17 protein-coding genes and 5 tRNA genes are annotated in these 17,070 nt (G+C 31.8%); 12 read left to right on the top strand and 10 right to left on the bottom strand.

Going from position 1 to position 17,070, the window contains the following annotated elements; translation table 11 throughout:
- Positions 1 to 79: 79 nt before the first annotated feature.
- Complete coding sequence (locus tag ACY3JO_RS07020; protein WP_463084303.1) at positions 80 to 1,219, top strand: DUF362 domain-containing protein; 1,140 nt, start codon at positions 80 to 82, stop codon at positions 1,217 to 1,219.
- Here the strand turns inward: ACY3JO_RS07020 and ACY3JO_RS07025 are convergent.
- Positions 1,211 to 2,197: a Gfo/Idh/MocA family protein gene (locus ACY3JO_RS07025; RefSeq protein WP_463084304.1), complete on the bottom strand. Its 987-nt coding sequence runs from the start codon at positions 2,195 to 2,197 to the stop codon at positions 1,211 to 1,213. The two genes, ACY3JO_RS07020 and ACY3JO_RS07025, sit on opposite strands and share 9 nt — an antisense overlap.
- A 170-nt stretch (positions 2,198 to 2,367) precedes the next feature.
- Between ACY3JO_RS07025 and ACY3JO_RS07030 the strand changes: the two genes are divergently transcribed.
- The 11 genes from ACY3JO_RS07030 (at position 2,368) to ACY3JO_RS07080 (ending at position 7,264) form a co-directional block, all read left to right on the top strand.
- Positions 2,368 to 2,443, top strand: a tRNA-Lys gene (locus ACY3JO_RS07030).
- Between the two features lie 8 nt (positions 2,444 to 2,451).
- A tRNA-Glu gene (locus ACY3JO_RS07035) sits at positions 2,452 to 2,529 on the top strand.
- Positions 2,530 to 2,533: 4 nt separating this feature from the next.
- Positions 2,534 to 2,609, top strand: a tRNA-Val gene (locus ACY3JO_RS07040).
- Positions 2,610 to 2,635: 26 nt separating this feature from the next.
- A tRNA-Asp gene (locus ACY3JO_RS07045) sits at positions 2,636 to 2,714 on the top strand.
- 28 nt (positions 2,715 to 2,742) lie between these two features.
- Positions 2,743 to 2,817: transfer RNA gene (locus tag ACY3JO_RS07050), tRNA-Thr, on the top strand.
- Positions 2,818 to 2,835: 18 nt separating this feature from the next.
- Positions 2,836 to 3,249, top strand: coding sequence for a SoxR reducing system RseC family protein (locus ACY3JO_RS07055; protein ID WP_463084305.1), 414 nt, complete (start codon positions 2,836 to 2,838; stop codon positions 3,247 to 3,249).
- Positions 3,242 to 3,490, top strand: coding sequence for a putative signal transducing protein (locus tag ACY3JO_RS07060; RefSeq protein ID WP_463084306.1), 249 nt, complete (start codon positions 3,242 to 3,244; stop codon positions 3,488 to 3,490). The genes ACY3JO_RS07055 and ACY3JO_RS07060 overlap by 8 nt, the downstream gene beginning before the upstream one ends.
- A 57-nt stretch (positions 3,491 to 3,547) precedes the next feature.
- Complete coding sequence (locus ACY3JO_RS07065) at positions 3,548 to 4,795, top strand: glutamate-5-semialdehyde dehydrogenase (protein ID WP_463084307.1); 1,248 nt, start codon at positions 3,548 to 3,550, stop codon at positions 4,793 to 4,795.
- A 20-nt stretch (positions 4,796 to 4,815) separates the two neighbouring features.
- The gene (gene proC / locus ACY3JO_RS07070) at positions 4,816 to 5,634 is read left to right on the top strand and encodes a pyrroline-5-carboxylate reductase (RefSeq protein ID WP_463084308.1); all 819 of its coding nucleotides are present in this window, start codon (positions 4,816 to 4,818) and stop codon (positions 5,632 to 5,634) included.
- Positions 5,631 to 6,800: a S1C family serine protease gene (locus ACY3JO_RS07075; protein WP_463084309.1), complete on the top strand. Its 1,170-nt coding sequence runs from the start codon at positions 5,631 to 5,633 to the stop codon at positions 6,798 to 6,800. Before proC ends, ACY3JO_RS07075 begins: the two co-directional genes overlap by 4 nt.
- Entirely contained in the window at positions 6,800 to 7,264 is a 465-nt protein-coding gene (locus ACY3JO_RS07080; protein ID WP_463084310.1) for a 23S rRNA (pseudouridine(1915)-N(3))-methyltransferase RlmH, read from the top strand. The genes ACY3JO_RS07075 and ACY3JO_RS07080 overlap by 1 nt, the downstream gene beginning before the upstream one ends.
- 2 nt (positions 7,265 to 7,266) lie before the next feature.
- On the opposite strand, the gene ACY3JO_RS07085 is transcribed toward ACY3JO_RS07080, so the two are convergent.
- From ACY3JO_RS07085 to rpoD, 9 genes are read right to left on the bottom strand one after another with little or no spacing between them, the layout of a single operon-like run.
- Positions 7,267 to 8,337, bottom strand: coding sequence for an LptF/LptG family permease (locus ACY3JO_RS07085; RefSeq protein WP_463084311.1), 1,071 nt, complete (start codon positions 8,335 to 8,337; stop codon positions 7,267 to 7,269).
- A gap of 3 nt (positions 8,338 to 8,340) precedes the next feature.
- Entirely contained in the window at positions 8,341 to 10,671 is a 2,331-nt protein-coding gene (locus ACY3JO_RS07090; RefSeq protein ID WP_463084312.1) for an endonuclease MutS2, read from the bottom strand.
- The gene (gene pheT / locus ACY3JO_RS07095) at positions 10,672 to 13,068 is read right to left on the bottom strand and encodes a phenylalanine--tRNA ligase subunit beta (RefSeq protein WP_463084313.1); all 2,397 of its coding nucleotides are present in this window, start codon (positions 13,066 to 13,068) and stop codon (positions 10,672 to 10,674) included.
- A gap of 12 nt (positions 13,069 to 13,080) precedes the next feature.
- Positions 13,081 to 14,100 (bottom strand): phenylalanine--tRNA ligase subunit alpha, encoded by a 1,020-nt coding sequence (pheS, locus tag ACY3JO_RS07100; RefSeq protein ID WP_463084314.1) that lies wholly within the window; start codon positions 14,098 to 14,100, stop codon positions 13,081 to 13,083.
- Positions 14,093 to 14,899, bottom strand: coding sequence for a TrmH family RNA methyltransferase (locus tag ACY3JO_RS07105; protein ID WP_463084315.1), 807 nt, complete (start codon positions 14,897 to 14,899; stop codon positions 14,093 to 14,095). The genes pheS and ACY3JO_RS07105 overlap by 8 nt, the downstream gene beginning before the upstream one ends.
- A gap of 11 nt (positions 14,900 to 14,910) precedes the next feature.
- Complete coding sequence (gene rplT / locus ACY3JO_RS07110; protein WP_463084316.1) at positions 14,911 to 15,252, bottom strand: 50S ribosomal protein L20; 342 nt, start codon at positions 15,250 to 15,252, stop codon at positions 14,911 to 14,913.
- An 18-nt stretch (positions 15,253 to 15,270) separates the two neighbouring features.
- Positions 15,271 to 15,471 carry a 50S ribosomal protein L35 gene (gene rpmI / locus ACY3JO_RS07115; protein WP_463081920.1) on the bottom strand — a complete coding sequence of 67 codons (201 nt, stop codon included), beginning with the start codon at positions 15,469 to 15,471 and terminating at the stop codon, positions 15,271 to 15,273.
- Complete coding sequence (gene infC, locus ACY3JO_RS07120; RefSeq protein WP_463085662.1) at positions 15,464 to 16,048, bottom strand: translation initiation factor IF-3; 585 nt, start codon at positions 16,046 to 16,048, stop codon at positions 15,464 to 15,466. The genes rpmI and infC overlap by 8 nt, the downstream gene beginning before the upstream one ends.
- The gene (gene rpoD, locus ACY3JO_RS07125; RefSeq protein ID WP_463084317.1) at positions 16,045 to 17,070 is read right to left on the bottom strand and encodes an RNA polymerase sigma factor RpoD; all 1,026 of its coding nucleotides are present in this window, start codon (positions 17,068 to 17,070) and stop codon (positions 16,045 to 16,047) included. Before rpoD ends, infC begins: the two co-directional genes overlap by 4 nt.

Genomic DNA, 17,070 nt, shown 5'->3' on the forward strand with positions numbered 1-17,070 from the left:
TTCTATACTTATTCTATACTTTAATGAGCTTTTACTTTTATACATATATTTTGCATAGTATGAAAAGGAGGTTAATAATATGAACCAAAAAAGTAAAGTTAGTATAGTGAGAACAACTAATAAAAATATATATAATGCTGTTGGAGATGCAATAGATCTTATTGGCGGGATTGATAAATTTGTAAAGTCAGGTGATGTTGTTCTAATAAAACCAAATGCCTTTATAAGCAAGGAAGAGAAAGGTTTTATTTCAGACCCTGATGTGGTTCTCTCCATAGCAAGGTTATGTAAAGAACAAGGAGCAAAAGAGGTGTATATAGGAGAGAGAACACCTACTGTTTACAAATGGTATCCTCAAGAGAAAATAGATATAGCAAAAGTAGTATGCTTTGATGATACTCATTTTAATTTAAAGGTATTACCTAATGCAAGAGTTATAAAAACAGCTATTCCCATACCTAAAATTGTAGTAGATTGTGATGTATTTATAAATGTACCTGGTCTAAGATTTCATGCCTTAACTATTATATCAAACGGTATGAAAAACATAATGGGAATTATGCCTAAGGAAACAACTCTTTTGATACACCTTTTTGGATTAGAGGATGCAATTGTAGACCTTAACTATTTTAGAAGAAGTAATCTTGTAATCTCTACTGCAATACATACTATAGTTGGAAATTTCCCAGTTACAGGGTATGGAATAGTGAGTAACACATTAATTGCTGGAGATAATGTGGTTGCTGTAGATTCTGTATCGGCATTAATATTAAATGCTGATCCTCACAATATAAGACATCTAACTTTAGCAAATGAATTAGGGCTTGGACCTATAGATATGGAGAATATAGAACTTGTTGGTGAATCTATAGAATCTTTAGAGTGGAGAAAAAATATTGCTTGGCCAATTATAGACTATGAAAATTTTAGGGACAGAATAAATATAATAGATCCATTTAAGGCATGCCAGGGATGTAAAAGAGCAGTAAGCAGTGGGCTCTCAGACATCATTGAAAACTATCCAGATGTTGGTCTTTCAGATTTAACTATAGTATTAGGCCCTGTCGAAGATTTGGACAAATTTAAACTGACAGATAAAATCATTCTTTTTGGGAATTGCACTTTTCCATATAGAGATAGAGGACTATATATACAAGGTTGTCCCCCAAGAGCTAATATGGCAAAGCAAGCAATAAAGGATATTAAAAATTTAAAGTAATATAATTTTATCACTATCTGCTGATTCTCTTGCCTTAATAGCTACCTCAGTAACATAGAAGGAATCTTCTGGCCTAACCATACATTTTCCCTTCCCCATAATTTCATTGATAAAATCCACAAAGATATTTTTTCCTGGCATAAGTGGTAACTCTTCACCTTTATAATTCTCGTTTATTAAAAATACCTTGTTAAAAATGATTTCTATTATACCATCCGTACCCACAATTCTCATTCTATCATCATCATGAGTTGGAGCATTAGATGGTCTTAAATAATCAATGCTTAAAGAAGCAAATATTTCATTTTCCAAAGTAAAAAAACAAAAAGCTGTAACCTCTAAATCCCCATAATCTTTGTTATATTTTCTTGAGTGAGTAGCATATACTTTTTTAAATTTCTTATTGGTAAACCAATAAATCCAATCAATAGCATGAATTCCTACCCATAGAATAGTCCCCCCATAAGATTCTCTGTGTTTATAAAACTCTGGTCTATACCCTAATTTGTAAGATTTTTGAGTATTTATTAATCTAATATTACCTATTACACCTTCTTGAATTTTATGCCAAGCTGTTAGAAACCATGGTTTATATCTTATTCCAAACATAGCACATAGATGTTTATTGGATTCATAATAAACTTTCTTTAGACTTTCTAGATCTTCCATAGTAGTAGCCAATGGTTTCTCACTAAAAACATGACAACCATACTTCAATACTTTCATATTTATCCTTGCAATATCTCCAAAATGACAAGCAACTACTGCTATATCAGGCTTAGTTTCTTCGATCATCTTCTCATAATCATCATACACATTTACCTTATAAGGAAGAGCTTTTAACATTTCTAAAACCTTGCTTATGTTCTCACCATATGATCCAGGAGCAACACCAACAATTTTACATTCAGTAATTTCCTTTAATCCTTCCATCACGTAATTTATATGTCCAGAAACACCTATAATAACTATTTTCATTACTTTTTACCTCCTAAATAGATAATTTCTATGATCATTATATCTTAGAAATGATCATTGAAAAATCTCTTAATTTTTGATAAAATACAGCTTGGAAAGATCAGAAGATAAATTGTACATTTGAGATGTTGACAAACTACCAATAATATAGTATATAAAAATACCTGTGTGAGCCGCTAGCTCAGTCGGTAGAGCACCTGACTTTTAATCAGGGGGTCACAGGTTCGATTCCTGTGCGGCTCACCAATTAAAGCGCCCTCATCGTCTAGCCCGGCCTAGGACACCGCTCTTTCAAGGCGGTGACGGGGGTTCGAATCCCCCTGAGGGCGCCAAAGTGGGCGGATAGCTCAGTGGTTAGAGCGCCTGCCTTACAAGCAGGAGGTCGTAGGTTCAAGTCCTGCTCCGCCCACCACTAAAAAATGATATAATATATAATGTGGGGTCGTGGTGTAGCCCGGTTTAACACACCTGCCTGTCACGCAGGAGACCGCGGGTTCGAATCCCGTCGACCCCGCCATTTTTTTATAGTAAATTGAAGCTTGAGGGCCGGTGTAGCTCAGAGGCAGAGCAGCCGATTCGTAATCGGCATGTCGCCGGTTCGAATCCGGCCTCCGGCTCCATAAGAAGGTGTTATTTATATGGTTGAATTTGGCAAAGTTATAGATAAAAAGGGTAATATTTTAAAGATAGAACTAAACCCTACCTCTACGTGCAAGACATGTGGTCTTTGTCATTCGGAAGGTACATATAACTTTTATCTTGATGCCTTAGATAATTGTAATGCAAAAGTTGGCGATATAGTTGTTATTGAGATAGAAAGAAAAAAATATTATAAGGCCTTATTTTTGATATATGGATTACCTTTAACTCTTTTCATTATTGGTGTTATTTTGGGATACTTATTTAATCACAAAATACATTTTGACCATCAACTTTTTGGATTAATCTTGGGCTTCTTATTAATGGCTCTTGGTTATATTTTGGTAAGATTTTTAGATCGTAAGTTAAGTAAAAAGCAACAATATATTATGGTGGCTAAAAAAGTTGTTTAAAGATTTTAAGCCTCCAAAGGGATATAAATTACTCATAACTGCACCAAACTATATAATTGGTGAATTAGTATATAACTTATTAACCACTTCAGGTTTACACCCTCAAATTTTATCTTCCTCCTTTCCCTATACAGATCCTGTATATATGGGCAGAGGATTACCTGTTTACATAATAGTACCAGAAAACGAGTTTGAAGATGCTAAAAGAATTATAAAAGAAGAAAATATAGATAATAATTGACTTAATTTACTAACCTTTTTATAATCAGAAAAATCTTAAGTTCTGGGGTGAGAAAAGATGGAGAATATGGAAAAGAAATTACAGGAAGCTAAAACTGCAACTTATAAATTAGCATTACTTAATACAAAGGCAAAAAATGAAGCATTAAGAAAAATAGTAGAAGGTATAGAGAAAAATATTCAAATAATATTGGAGGAAAATAAAAAAGATCTAAAAAGAGGAGAAGAAAAAGGCTTAAGTAAAGCATTAATGGACAGAATACTTCTCAATGAGAAACGTCTAAAAGATATTGCTCGAAGCATTGAAGATGTAATTAAACTGCCAGATCCAGTTGGAGAAATCATTTCTATGCAAAAAAGGCCTAATGGGATACTAGTAGGACAGATGAGAGTACCTATTGGTGTTTTAGCTTTAATCTACGAAGCACGACCAAATGTAACTGTTGATGGAGCAATTTTAGCAATAAAATCGGGAAATTCTATAGTTTTAAGAGGAAGTTCAGATGCCTTATATTCAAATATTATCCTTGCTAATATAATGAAGGAAGCATTATCAGAATCAGAAGTACCCCCAGAAAGTATCCAAATTATAGAGACACCAGAACATTCAGCTGTAGAAAAACTTCTTCAAATGAGAGATTATATAGATGTGGCCATACCGAGAGGAAGTGCAAATTTTATTAAATATGTAATGAATATATCTAAGGTACCTGTTATAGAAACTGGCGCAGGAAATAATCATATATATGTAGAAGAAGATGCTGATTTTGACATGGCAAAAAAAATAATAATAAATGCAAAAGTTCAAAGACCATCTGTGTGTAATGCTATTGAAAAACTTCTTATTCACAAAAATATTGCAGATAAATTTATACCATTAATAGTTGAAGATTTAAGAAAATATAATGTGGAGATTAGAGGTTGTGAAAAAACATGTCAAATTATAAAAGATGCAATTTTAGCTACAGAAGAAGATTGGTACACTGAATATTTAGATTTTATTATTGCAATAAAAGTAGTAAATTCTTTGGAGGAAGCTATAGAACACATAAATAAATACAATACAAAACATTCAGAAGCCATTATAACAAAAGATTATCATAAAGCAATGACTTTTCTGCAAAGAGTTGATGCAGCTGCTGTTTATGTTAATGCATCTACGAGATTCACTGATGGTGGAGAATTTGGACTTGGAGCAGAGATAGGAATATCTACCCAGAAACTTCATGCTAGAGGACCTATGGGATTAAAGGAGCTGACCACCACTAAATATATCATCTTTGGAGAAGGTCAGATAAGAGAATAAGAAAGAAGGGAGAATTTAGTATGAAACTTGGTATTATTGGTGGAGGAATGATGGGAGAAGCTATTCTCTCGGGTATACTTTCCTCTTCCTTTTTAAAAAAAGAAGATATTTTAGTCTCAGAACCTCTTGAAGAGAGAAAGAAATATTTAACAGAAAAATATGAAATAAAGGTGGTTTCTGATAATGTATATACTGTGAATAATTGTGAATATATTCTTTTAGCTATAAAACCTCAAAACTTCAAAGAGGTACTTCAGGAAACTTCTCCACATATAAAATCCCATCATGTAATAATATCAATAGCAGCTGGTATTCCTATTTCCTTAATATCTAAATATATAAAAGAAGCAAGAAGTATTATCAGAGTAATGCCTAATCTTCCCTGTACTGTTAATAAAGGATCAATAGCGATTACATATTCAGAAGCAAAAGAGGAAGACATTAAGTTTACTAAAAGTCTTTTTGAAACAATTGGAAAAGTATGGATTTTACCTGAAAAATATTTTGATACAGTAACCGCTCTTACGGGAAGTGGTCCAGCTTTTGTTGCTTTAATTCTACAAGGTTTTACATTATCAGGTGTAAAAGGTGGGATACCATATAATATATCAAAAGAGATGGTTATTCAACTTTTCGAGGGAGTATTGGAGTATATTAAGAGTAAAAATCTTACCTTTGAAGATATAATTAGAATGACTTCATCACCTGCTGGCACAACCATCATGGGACTTGAAGTTCTATATAATGAAGGGATTATTGGAATAATTATGAATGCTATAACGTCATCCAAAAATAGAGGCTCTGAAATAATTAATGAGATTAAGGAGGGGCTACTATGAGAAGAGAAAGAGGAATATGGCAGGTTATACTTATTATTTTCATCTTGGGAGCTATAATAGGTGGTTTAATTGGAACTGTTGGAGGTTACTATTTAGTTAGTAATAAAAATAAAACATCATCCACAGAAATATCCAATAATATTCTTCCCACCCAAGAGGTTTATGTACCAAGTGCCTTAGGATCTTTTGAAAAAGATATAGTAGCTATTGTTAAAAAGACAATGCCAGCAGTTGTAAACATAAGTACTATTACTTTAGTTGAAGACTTTTTCTTTGGAGTATACCCTCAGTCAGGAGTAGGTTCAGGCTTCATCATAGATCCTAAGGGATACATTCTTACAAACTATCATGTGGTAGAAAGAGCAAGAAAAATAGAAGTTACCCTATCGGAAGGTAAAAAATATACAGGTAAGGTAATAGGATATGATAAAAGATCAGATTTAGCAGTAATCAAAATAGATGCTGAAAATCTTCCTTATCTACCTTTAGGAGATTCTGATAAATTAGAACCAGGTCAATTTGCCATAGCTATAGGAAACCCTTATGGTCTTAGTAGGACAGTTACCTTAGGAATAGTTAGTGCTCTTAATAGAACCATTATTGAACCTAATGGAGTAAGACTTGAAAATCTTATTCAAACAGATGCTGCTATTAACCCTGGAAATAGTGGTGGACCACTTATAAATATAAAGGGAGAAGTTATAGGTATAAATACTGCAATAAAAAGTGATGCCCAAGGAATTGGGTTTGCTATACCAATTAATAAAGCTAAACAAATTGCAAACAAATTAATTAAAGAAGGAAAAATTATCTATCCATGGATAGGTATAAGAGGATATGCTATTACTTCTGATATGTTGGATTATATTAAGTTCCCTGTAAATAAAGGAGTAGTTATAGCAGAAGTAGTACCTGGAAGTCCTGCTGATAAAGCTGGTTTAAAAGGAGGAAACAGAATCATTTATGTTGATGGTACTCAAATAATTGTAGGTGGAGATATCATCACTAAAATAGACGGAAAAAGTGTAGATAGTATGGAAGAACTAAGATCAGAAATACAAAAAAGAAAAGTAGGAGATGTTGTAGAAATAACATACATAAGAAATGGAAAGGAATATACCGTTAAAATTAAGTTAGAAGCAATGCCTGAGGACATATCTGGATAGTGAAAATTAAGATTTTATTAGTAGGAAAAATAAGAAATGAATTTATTAGGGTAGGAGTCCATGAATATAGAAAAAGGCTCCTACCCTTTTTTAATATAGACATCGAATATCTACAAAATTTCTCCGATTTGCCTAAGGAAATTGCTTTATCAAAAGAAGGAGAAATTATAAAGAAAATAATTAAGGATAAAAAATATATTATATCCTTAGATAAAGAAGGCAAAGAATTATCCTCTGAAGAATTTGCTTATAAGCTTTTTGATTTAGACAAAATCTCTCAAAATAATGAAACAATTTTTATTATCGGAGGAATATATGGAATACCAGAAGACATTAAAAAATCCAGTAATCTTATCTTATCACTTTCCAAAATGACCTTCACTCACGAATTTGCATTATTAATCCTATTAGAACAGATATACAGAGGAATAAAAATTTTAAAAAACGAACCTTATCATTATTAAGATTATTTCCTCTTTGTAAGAAGATATATACCTAAGATTAAAAAGATTGTATTTCCTAACCATGCTCCTAAAAAGTAAGGAATAATCCCTGCCTTGGCAAGAGATCTTCCTATAGAAAATAAAATGTAATACACAAAAATAGAAATAACGCTTAAACCAAAAGAAAGAGATCTACCACCTTTTCCCATCTGAAGACCTATTCCAAGAGCTAAAATTGCAAAAATTGGACAAGTAAAAGGGAGAGCAATTCTTATATGAAACTCTGTCTTTAGATTTCTTGTATTTAATCCAATTCCTTCAAAAAGTCTTATCTGATTTATAATATCAAAAATACTCATTTCCTCAATAGGCTTTGATGAAGGTGTTAATTGCTCTGGAGTTCTAGTTAGATTAACCTTTTGTTCCTTGAATTTTCCTTGAAAAATCATTTCCCCATTATCATTAAGTGAATATACCTCTCCATCTTGAAATCTCCAACCCACGTCTTCATTGAAATATGCCCTTTTAGCAGACGTAATTAATTTTATCTTTCCACCTTCTAAAAATTGAATTAATAGTATATCCTCAAATTTTTTATTTTTAAGATCCACTTTTCTGAAAAAGTAGAAATTATGGTTTTCATTGAAAAATACATTCTCACGTGCAGGAACTAGTACTGTATTATATACCTTACTTAATAATATTTTTTCTCTTTCATAGGCCTTAGGAGAAAGAATTTCATTAAAATAAAACATAATAATCTGTACAGAAAAAGACAAAATAAGTATAGCAGGCAAAAAATATCTTATAGAAGCTCCTGAAGCTTTCATTGCCATAATTTCTCCATGTTCACTAAATTGGCCAATAACAAAGATAACTGCGAGAAATATAGCCATAGGAAAAGTATAAGTTAAGTATGGGGGAATCTTTGTCAGAAAAATCTGAAAAGCTAAATCCAAAGGTACCGAACGAGCTATAACCAAATCCATAATACCAAAAAGGGGAGAAATAATTAAGATAGTAGAAAAAAGCAAAACTCCCACAATAAACACAGGTATAAAATTTTTGAGAAAATATTGAGAAATTATTTTCAAAGCCTAAACGAGGCTTTCCAATATGGCAATTGTAGCCCCTTCTCCTCCCTCCGCTGGTGATGCTAAATAAAATTCTTTTACATAAGGTGCACTTTTTAAATATTCGTGAACAACATTTCTTAATTTACCCGTACCTTTCCCATGAATTATTCTTACTCTTCTTAATCCAGCTAAAAAGGCCTTTTCTAAATATTTTTTTAATTCTTCTAATGCCTCATCTACAGTCATCATTCTTATATTAAGCTCAGAAGGAACCTTCTCTTTATTATCTCTTTGTATATATACATATTTATTAATAATCTGTTCCTCCTTTGGTATAACCTGCTCTAATTCATTCCAAGGAACGTTTATTTTTATAATTCCCACTTGTACTGTAACTATTTTTTTCTCTCTATCTATATCCAGTACTATACCTTCTTTTTTTGTATTTTTAATCCTTACTCTATCTCCTTCTTGAGGAATATATTCTATATTAACAAATTCCTCTTGAGAGATAAGATCCTTTTTAATTAATCTTATATCTTCTTGAAGTTTCTGTGCCTCTTTCATATTAATATTCCCTTTTTGCAATTCCCTAATTATATTTTTTACTTTATTCTCTACCTCCAACAATTCCTTCATTATCTCCTTTTTCTGTTTATCCCTTAACTCTTCCTTTTCTTTTTGTATACTTCTCTTCTCTTCTTCTATTTTTCTTTTCTCCTCCTGTAACTCTTTCCTCACCTTTTCTACCTTTTCTATTTCTTCTTGAAGCTTTCTTCTTCTCCTTTGTAATTCTCCTATAACCTCTTCCAATTCTATTTCTTTTTCACTTAGAAAACCCATTGCTCTATCCAAAATTTTTCTTGGCAAGCCAAGTTTTTTAGCAATTAAAAGTGCATTACTCTTACCAGGTATTCCGATGTTTATTTTATATAAAGGCTTAAGAGTATTCTCATCAAATTCAAGAGAAGCATTCTCCATACTTTTATATTTGGAAGCCAAAATCTTAAGCTGAGGAAAGTGAGTTGCTATAACATTTATTGTACCTTTACTATGGAAGTACTCCAATAAAGCTACTGCTAATGCAGCACCCTCTTGTGGATCTGTACCTGCTCCAAGTTCATCCAGAATTACTAAAACCTTTCTATCTCCAGTTTTCTCCAAATAATCTATAAATGAAATTATGTTAGTCATATGGGAAGAAAAGGTACTAAGATTTTGCTCAATACTTTGTTCGTCTCCTATATCTGGAAATACTTGATTGAATATTCCAAGAGCAGTGCCTTCTTTAGCAGGTACTGGAATTCCTGCTTGATTTAAAAGTACAAAAAGACCGATAGTTTTTAATGTTACAGTTTTTCCCCCAGTATTAGGACCTGTAATAACTAAGGTATTAAATTTTCTTCCTACTTCTAAACTTATAGGAACAGCCTTTTCTCCAAGAAACGGATGCCTACCTTCCCTTATAATTATTACAGTATTTTCATCTATAATGGGTATTATAGCATTATACCTTTGCGCCCATTTAATTTTCGCATATACAAAATCCAAATAGAAAGCAGTATTTAAGGTTTCTAAAACCTCCTCTTTATGTTCTAAGAATTGTAAAGAAAGCTTTCTTAATATCTTCTCTATCTCTTTTTTTTCTTCAACCGCTAATAAAGCTAACTGATTATTTAACTCAACGATAGAAAGAGGTTCTACATATACTGTAAGTCCAGAAGTAGATTGGTCATGCACAATTCCAGAAATTTTAGTCTTAAATTCTTGTTTTACAGGGACTACATATCTTCCATGCCTTATAGTGACAATTTGATCTTGTAAATATATACGCCAATCTTTATTTATAATATTATTTAAAGTTTCTTTGATTTTTTGTTGGATTCTCTCCTTCTTTTGTCTTATGGACTTTAACTCAGGAGATGCTGTATCAAGTATTTCAGCATTTTGAATAGCTTTTCTTATCTGTGAATAAAGATCTGATAATACAAATATACTCCTTCCCCATAGATTTGGTGCTAAATTTTTAGCTTTATTCTGATAATCTTTCAATTTTTTAAAAGTCTCTAATGTATTAGCAATTTCTTCAAATTCTTCAGGATATAATATTCCACCTATCTCTACCTTCTCAATATAACTTCTTAAATCTTTTACTCCAGAAAAGGTAGGATAACCTAAAGAATAGACTGTTTTTAAAGCCTCTTCATTTAATAAATGCCATCTCCTAATAATATCTATTTCTGTAATTGGCCTCAAATTTAATATTTGCTCTTTTCCACCTGTAGTTTCAGCATCCTTTTCTATCTCTTTTATAATCTTTTCCCATTCTAATACTTTTAAAGCTTTTTCCATTTATTTCTGCCTTAAATACACTCCTATTTCTGAAAGATTTAACAGTATATTTTTGATAATATCATCTACCTCATTATCAGTAAGGGTATAATCTTCTGAAACAAAAAACATAGAGAAAGTAACACTTTTGTATCCTTCCTCTATCTTCTCCCCTTTATATACATCAATAACACTTAAATTTTTTAATAAATTTCCAGAAACCTTTCTTATAACATTTTCTAAGTTTACTACTTGCATATCTTCTGGAACAAGAAGAGCAAGATCTCGCTTAATACCAGGATATATTGGTATAGGTTTATATTTTGTCTTTTCTTTTACAAAATTAAGTTTATCTAAATTTATCTCAGCAAAATACACTCTCTCCCTTAAATCCATTTCTTGAGTAATCCATGGATTTACTTCACCGAGATATCCCACTATTTCTCCATTTAAAGATATTTTGCTTTGTCTTAAAGGATGTAGAAAAGAATAAGTACTATTTAGAAAATCAGGCTTAGTACCCCATATTTTTTCAAAAAGAATTTCTATTATTCCTTTTAAGTCATAAAAATCTACTTTTCTAATCTCATATGGTATATTCCATGTATTTGTATACCATTCCCCAGAAAGCAAAATTGCCAAATGTTTTTCCTCAATATAATCGCTAGTGTTTTTGTAAAATACTTTTCCAATTTCAAATAGAAATACATCTTTATTTTGTCTATTATTATTAATTTGAGCAACTTTCAGAAGAGATGGAAGAAGGGAGGTTCTTAATACAGAGTTTTCCAAACTTAACGGATTTTGTATATTTATATAATTATTGAAAGGAGAGGTGTCTAATACGCCTGAGTTTTTAAGATCTTCGCAAGACATAAAACTAAAATTAATGGTCTCATAAAGTCCTATATCAGATAGAAGTTCTCTTATTTTTCTTTCAACAATCTCTTCTACCAAAGGTGAATCTACAACCATTCCTTTCTGGAGTGGTAAAGATGCTATGTTATTGTATCCATAAAAACGTGCAATCTCTTCAATTAAATCTATTTCCTCCTTAATATCTTGTCTATGAGATGGTATTTCTATCTCTAATATTGGATTGTGAGATATAACTTTAAATTCTATTTTTGATAATATTTCTGTAATTTCATGTTCTTTTAATTCTGTACCAAGAATCTTATTTACTCTTTGAGGTCTTAAAAATATTTTTGGTAAAGGAGGCAATCCTTGATTCAGATCTATTTTATCTTTTGATATCTCACCTTCAGCAACCAATCTTATCATCTCAGCAGCATAATCTAGTATCTCTGCAGTCCTATAAATATCTACACCTCTTTCAAAACGCAAGGAAGCATCAGTTCTTAAACCTAATTTTCTTGCACTTCTTCTAATATTAACAGACATAAAATTGGCTGCTTCAAGAAGTACATTCTCAGTGTTTTCATTTATTTCTGTTTCTTTTCCTCCCATAATACCACCAATACCTACAACTCTTTCTACATCAGCTATAACTAAAACATTTTCATCCAATTCTTTTTCTTCCCCATTTATTAATACAATCTTTTCTCCCTGTTTTGCTCTTCTGACAATTAATTTTCCTCCTTTAATAAGGTCAAAATCATAAGCATGCAAAGGCTGGCCTGTTTCTAGCATTATATAATTAGTAACATCAACTACATTGTTTATAGATCTAAGTCCAACTCTTTCTATTTTCCATCTTAACCATAAAGGAGAAGGACCTATTTTGACCCCCTTTATAAACTTTAAGGTAAAACGGGGACAAAGTTCATAATCCCATACCTCACAATCTGCAAACTCTTTTATAGAATAAGTTGAATCTTTCGGTTTCTTATATTCAAAATTTAAAGGAATACCAAAATACCCAGATACCTCTCTTGCAATTCCTATATAACTTAAACAATCTCCTCTATTTGATGGTACATCTATTTCTATCAAATAGTCTCCATCCCCAAAATATTCACTAAATTTTGACCCAACCTTAAAATCTTGAGGCAGAATCATAATTCCTTCTTTATCATCAGAAAATTCTAATTCATATTCTGAGCAGAGCATTCCTTCAGAAATAATGCCTCCAAAATCTCTCTTTTCTAAAGTTACACCTAATATCTGGGTATTGGGTAATGCTACGGGCACCTTATCACCAATATTGATATTTTTTGCTCCTGTCACAATACTTAAATTTTTATCCCGTACATCCACATTACACACTAAAAGATGATCATATTTAGAATGTTTATTTATATCTTTTATCTCTCCAATTAATATCTCATTCCAGTTTTTACCTATCTCTTTTTGAATAGTAGCATATAGACCAAGATTTCTTAATGCATTTACCAATTCTTTTACAGGAACATTCTCTTTTAGATAATCCATTAACCATCTATATGAGATAAGCATCTTATACCCCCTTTAAAATTGTTTTAAAAATCTTACATCATTTTCATAAAACAACCTTATATCATCTATTCCATATATTTGCATGGCTATTCTATCTGGTCCCATACCAAAAGCAAATCCTGAGTATATTTCAGGATCAATATTTACCACTCTAAATACTTGAGGATGTACCATTCCACACCCGAGAATTTCTAATACACCAGAATATCCACAAGCCTTACATCCTTCACCCTTACATACTCCACACTCTACATACATTTCTGCACTTGGCTCTGTGAAGGGGAAATAACTTGGTATAAAGTATACTTTTCTATCTTTACCAAATAATCTATGAGCAAAAATAGAAAGAACACCTTTTAATTCTGCAAAAGTTATGTCTGTATCAACAGCCAAACCCTCTATTTGATGAAACATGGGACTATGAGTAGCATCTGGCATATCTCTCCTATAACATTTACCAGGGGCAACAATCCTTAATGGAGGTTTTTTCTTTTCCATAACTCTAACTTGTACAGGTGAAGTTTGGGTTCTCAATAAATGTTCTTTATCAATATAAAAAGAGTCATGGGATTCTCTTACTGGATGATCTTCTGGTATATTTAATGCAGTAAAATTATAATAATCTGTCTCTAATTCCGGTCCATAAACCACTTGAAACCCCATCTCTTTAAAAACAGATAAAATCTCTTCTATAACTTGATTTATGGGGTGAATTTTTCCTACTATTTTTTTTCTTCCAGGAAGTGTGATATCAATATTCTCTTGATACAACTTATTTTGCAATGTTTTGTATTTTAATTCTTTTTCCTTTTCTTCATACAATTTTTCTAAAACCTCTTTCCATTCATTAACAAGTCTACCAAGCTTTACTCTTTCTTCCTGAGGTAGTTTACCTAATGATCTTAATAACTGAGTAAGAAAACCTTGTTTCCCTAATACTTCTCTCTTTATTTCCTCAAGCTCATTTGAATTTTCTGCTCTAATGATTCTTTCCTTTGCCTCTTCAAACTTCTTAATATAATCTTCATTCATTTATAATTCCCCCTTCATATCTTTGTCTTTGAGCTTCAAAAAGAAAAATAGAAGTAGCAATTGAAACATTAAGTGAATCTACTTCTTTTTTTAGAGGAATTCTTAGTAAAATAGGATTCATCTCTAAATATTCCTCTTTTTTAACACCCCATGCCTCATTTCCTACAATCAGTAAAAAAGAATCTACAAGATTTTCTCTAAAATAAATTTTTTCTGCCTTAGGATCTGCAATTATCACTTTCCATCCTTTAAATTTTTCCTTAATCTCATTTTTACTTGCAAACCATATGGGTAATCTAAATATGGAACCTGTAGAGGCTCTAATCACCTTATAATTATAAGGATCTACTGTATTTTTACTAAGAATCACAGCTGTAACTCCTGCTCCTTCTGAGACCCTTATAATAGTTCCAAGATTTCCAGGGTCCTGTACATCATCCACAAAAAGAACCGTTATATTATTTTTATCTTTTAAAATCTCCCATTTTTCACTTAAAAATAAAGGAAACACCCCCATAATTCCTGGGGGTGTTTCTAAAAGCGATATTTTCTTCATTAATGAATCATCTACAATCCTAATTATACTAAAGGAAACTAATTTTTCTATTTCTTCCCTTTTTTCTTCCCAATAACTTTTTGAGACAAAAACTTTCTCAATTAAAACTCCACTTTTTATCGCATCTAAAATCAATCTCCAGCCCTCAACTATGCATTTATTTAGCTTTCTGCGTTTCTCCTTATCATGAAGCTTTAAAATTTCTTTGACCTCTGGATTAGAGATGCTGGAGATATATTTCATCTCATATTTTACTATTTTACCTGATTTACAATCTCCTCAAAAACTTTTGGTTCATTAACACAAAGATCTGCTAAAACTTTTCTATCTAATTTAATGTTTGCTTTTTTCAAAAGTCCCATAAATTTACTATAAGAAAGGCCAAACTTTCTTGCAGCTGCATTGATTCTAATAATCCAAAGTCTTCTAAAGTCTCTCTTTTTTCTTCTTCTATCTATATAAGCATCAAAAAGAGCTTTAATTACAGATTGATTAGCTATCTTAAATATTCTGCTTCTTCTTCCTCTAAAACCCTTTGCAAGTTTTAAAATCTTTTTATGTCTTCTTCTTGTAATTGTACCACCTTTAACTCTCATTTCTTCATCTCCCCTATTCTATAGACTATATGGTAGATTTCTTTCTACCTTCCAACGATCAACACTTTTAATTTCTCCAGGAATATCTAATCTTCTCTTCCTGGAAGAACTCTTCTTACTTAAATTATGTCTTTTTCCGGCCTTCTTATGCAAGATTTTGCCAGTAGCAGTTACCTTAAACCTCTTAGCAGCTGAAGATCTTGTTTTCAGCTTACTCATTTTTTACCTCCTCTAATACTACTTTTTTATTTGAAGATTTTTTTGTAGGCACAAGCATTGTAACCATAGTCATTCCAACTTGTTGCCCTTTCTTTTCTGCTGTGCCCAAATCTGCTATGTCTTGCAAAATTCTTTCTAAAAGTTTATCACCCCATTCATTATAAATCAACTGTCTACCTTTAAAAAGTATTATCAGTCTTACCTTATATCCTTTTTCTAGAAATTCCCTTATTTTCTTTAGTTTAACCTGATAATCATGCTCTTCAATATTTGGTCTTATCTTGATCTCCTTTACTTCTGAAGCTATTTTTTGGCTCTTTTTAGCTTCTTTTTCCTTTCTTGTTAATTCATACTTAAACTTACCATAATCCATTATTCTACAGACAGGAGGATTTGCATTAGGTGCAACTTCTACAAGATCTAAATGTCTTTCTCTCGCCAATCTAATAGCTTGATCAATAGACATTATACCAAGTTGTTTACCATCTTCCCCTACTACTCTTACCTCCTTTGCTCTTATCTTCTCATTGATTCTATAATCTTTCTCTATTGAAATACACCTCCTTAAAAAAATTATTCTTCTAAGTAATCTTTTATCTTTTTACTTCTGCTTGGATGGCGCAATCTTCTCAATGCCTTGGCTTCTATTTGCCTTATCCTTTCCCTCGTTACATTAAAAAGTTTACCTACTTCCTCTAAAGTTCTTGGTTGATTATCTTCTAACCCAAATCTTAATTTAAGAATCTCCCTTTCCCTCTCAGAAAGCTCATTCAATAATTCCTCTATATCTTTTTTCAAAGATTTTTGAATTGCAATATCAGCAGGACTCATACCTTTGTTTTCCACGAAATCAGCCAATCTATTATCTTCATCCTCACCTACAGGCATCTCCAAAGATAATGGCTCTTGTCCTATCATACTTATCTCTCTTATCTTTTCTACAGGAAGACCCACCCTTTCTGCAATCTCTTCTTCAGTTGGCTTTCTTCCAAGTTCCTGCGTAAGTTGTCTTGTAACTTTATGTATCTTATTCATTGTCTCTACCATATGTACTGGTATTCTTATGGTCCTTGCTTGATCAGCAATAGCTCTTGTAATTGCTTGTCTTATCCACCAAGTAGCATAGGTAGAAAACTTATATCCTTTTCTCCAATCAAATTTTTCAACAGCTTTAATAAGACCAAGATTTCCTTCTTGGATAAGATCTAAAAAAGATAAACCCCTTCCAATATATCTTTTGGCTACACTTACTACTAACCTTAAGTTAGCCTCAATAAGCTTCTTCTTAGCCTCTTCCTCTCCTTCTTCTACCCTTTTGGCAAGTTCTATCTCTTCCTCCGGGGTAAGTAATGGAATCTTTCCGATTTCTTTTAAATACATCTTTACAGGATCATCTAATTCTATCTCTTCTGGAAGCTCTAAATCTTCCTCAATAGTTTCAGGTATACTATCCTCTTTTATATCCACAAATAAATCTTCCGCATCGATTAATTCATGGTCTTCCAAATATTTTTCCACTTCCTCTATATTATCCTCAGGATAAGGAAATTCCGTCAAAACTTCGTCAAGAGTTACTTTTTTAGGTTTTTTCTTAGTCAT

The organism is Dictyoglomus sp. LHC4, assembly GCF_055181355.1.

Excerpts from the sequence above, each read along its gene's own strand:
- ACY3JO_RS07020 (WP_463084303.1), top strand. The coding sequence starts at position 80 with ATGAACCAAAAAAGTAAAGTTAGTATAGTGAGAACAACTAATAAAAAT.
- ACY3JO_RS07025 (WP_463084304.1), bottom strand. The coding sequence starts at position 2,197 with ATGAAAATAGTTATTATAGGTGTTTCTGGACATATAAATTACGTGATG.
- ACY3JO_RS07055 (WP_463084305.1), top strand. The coding sequence starts at position 2,836 with ATGGTTGAATTTGGCAAAGTTATAGATAAAAAGGGTAATATTTTAAAG.
- ACY3JO_RS07065 (WP_463084307.1), top strand. The coding sequence starts at position 3,548 with ATGGAGAATATGGAAAAGAAATTACAGGAAGCTAAAACTGCAACTTAT.
- proC (WP_463084308.1), top strand. The coding sequence starts at position 4,816 with ATGAAACTTGGTATTATTGGTGGAGGAATGATGGGAGAAGCTATTCTC.
- ACY3JO_RS07075 (WP_463084309.1), top strand. The coding sequence starts at position 5,631 with ATGAGAAGAGAAAGAGGAATATGGCAGGTTATACTTATTATTTTCATC.
- ACY3JO_RS07090 (WP_463084312.1), bottom strand. The coding sequence starts at position 10,671 with ATGGAAAAAGCTTTAAAAGTATTAGAATGGGAAAAGATTATAAAAGAG.
- pheT (WP_463084313.1), bottom strand. The coding sequence starts at position 13,068 with ATGCTTATCTCATATAGATGGTTAATGGATTATCTAAAAGAGAATGTT.
- pheS (WP_463084314.1), bottom strand. The coding sequence starts at position 14,100 with ATGAATGAAGATTATATTAAGAAGTTTGAAGAGGCAAAGGAAAGAATC.
- ACY3JO_RS07105 (WP_463084315.1), bottom strand. The coding sequence starts at position 14,899 with ATGAAATATATCTCCAGCATCTCTAATCCAGAGGTCAAAGAAATTTTA.
- rplT (WP_463084316.1), bottom strand. The coding sequence starts at position 15,252 with ATGAGAGTTAAAGGTGGTACAATTACAAGAAGAAGACATAAAAAGATT.
- rpmI (WP_463081920.1), bottom strand. The coding sequence starts at position 15,471 with ATGAGTAAGCTGAAAACAAGATCTTCAGCTGCTAAGAGGTTTAAGGTA.
- rpoD (WP_463084317.1), bottom strand. The coding sequence starts at position 17,070 with ATGACTAAGAAAAAACCTAAAAAAGTAACTCTTGACGAAGTTTTGACG.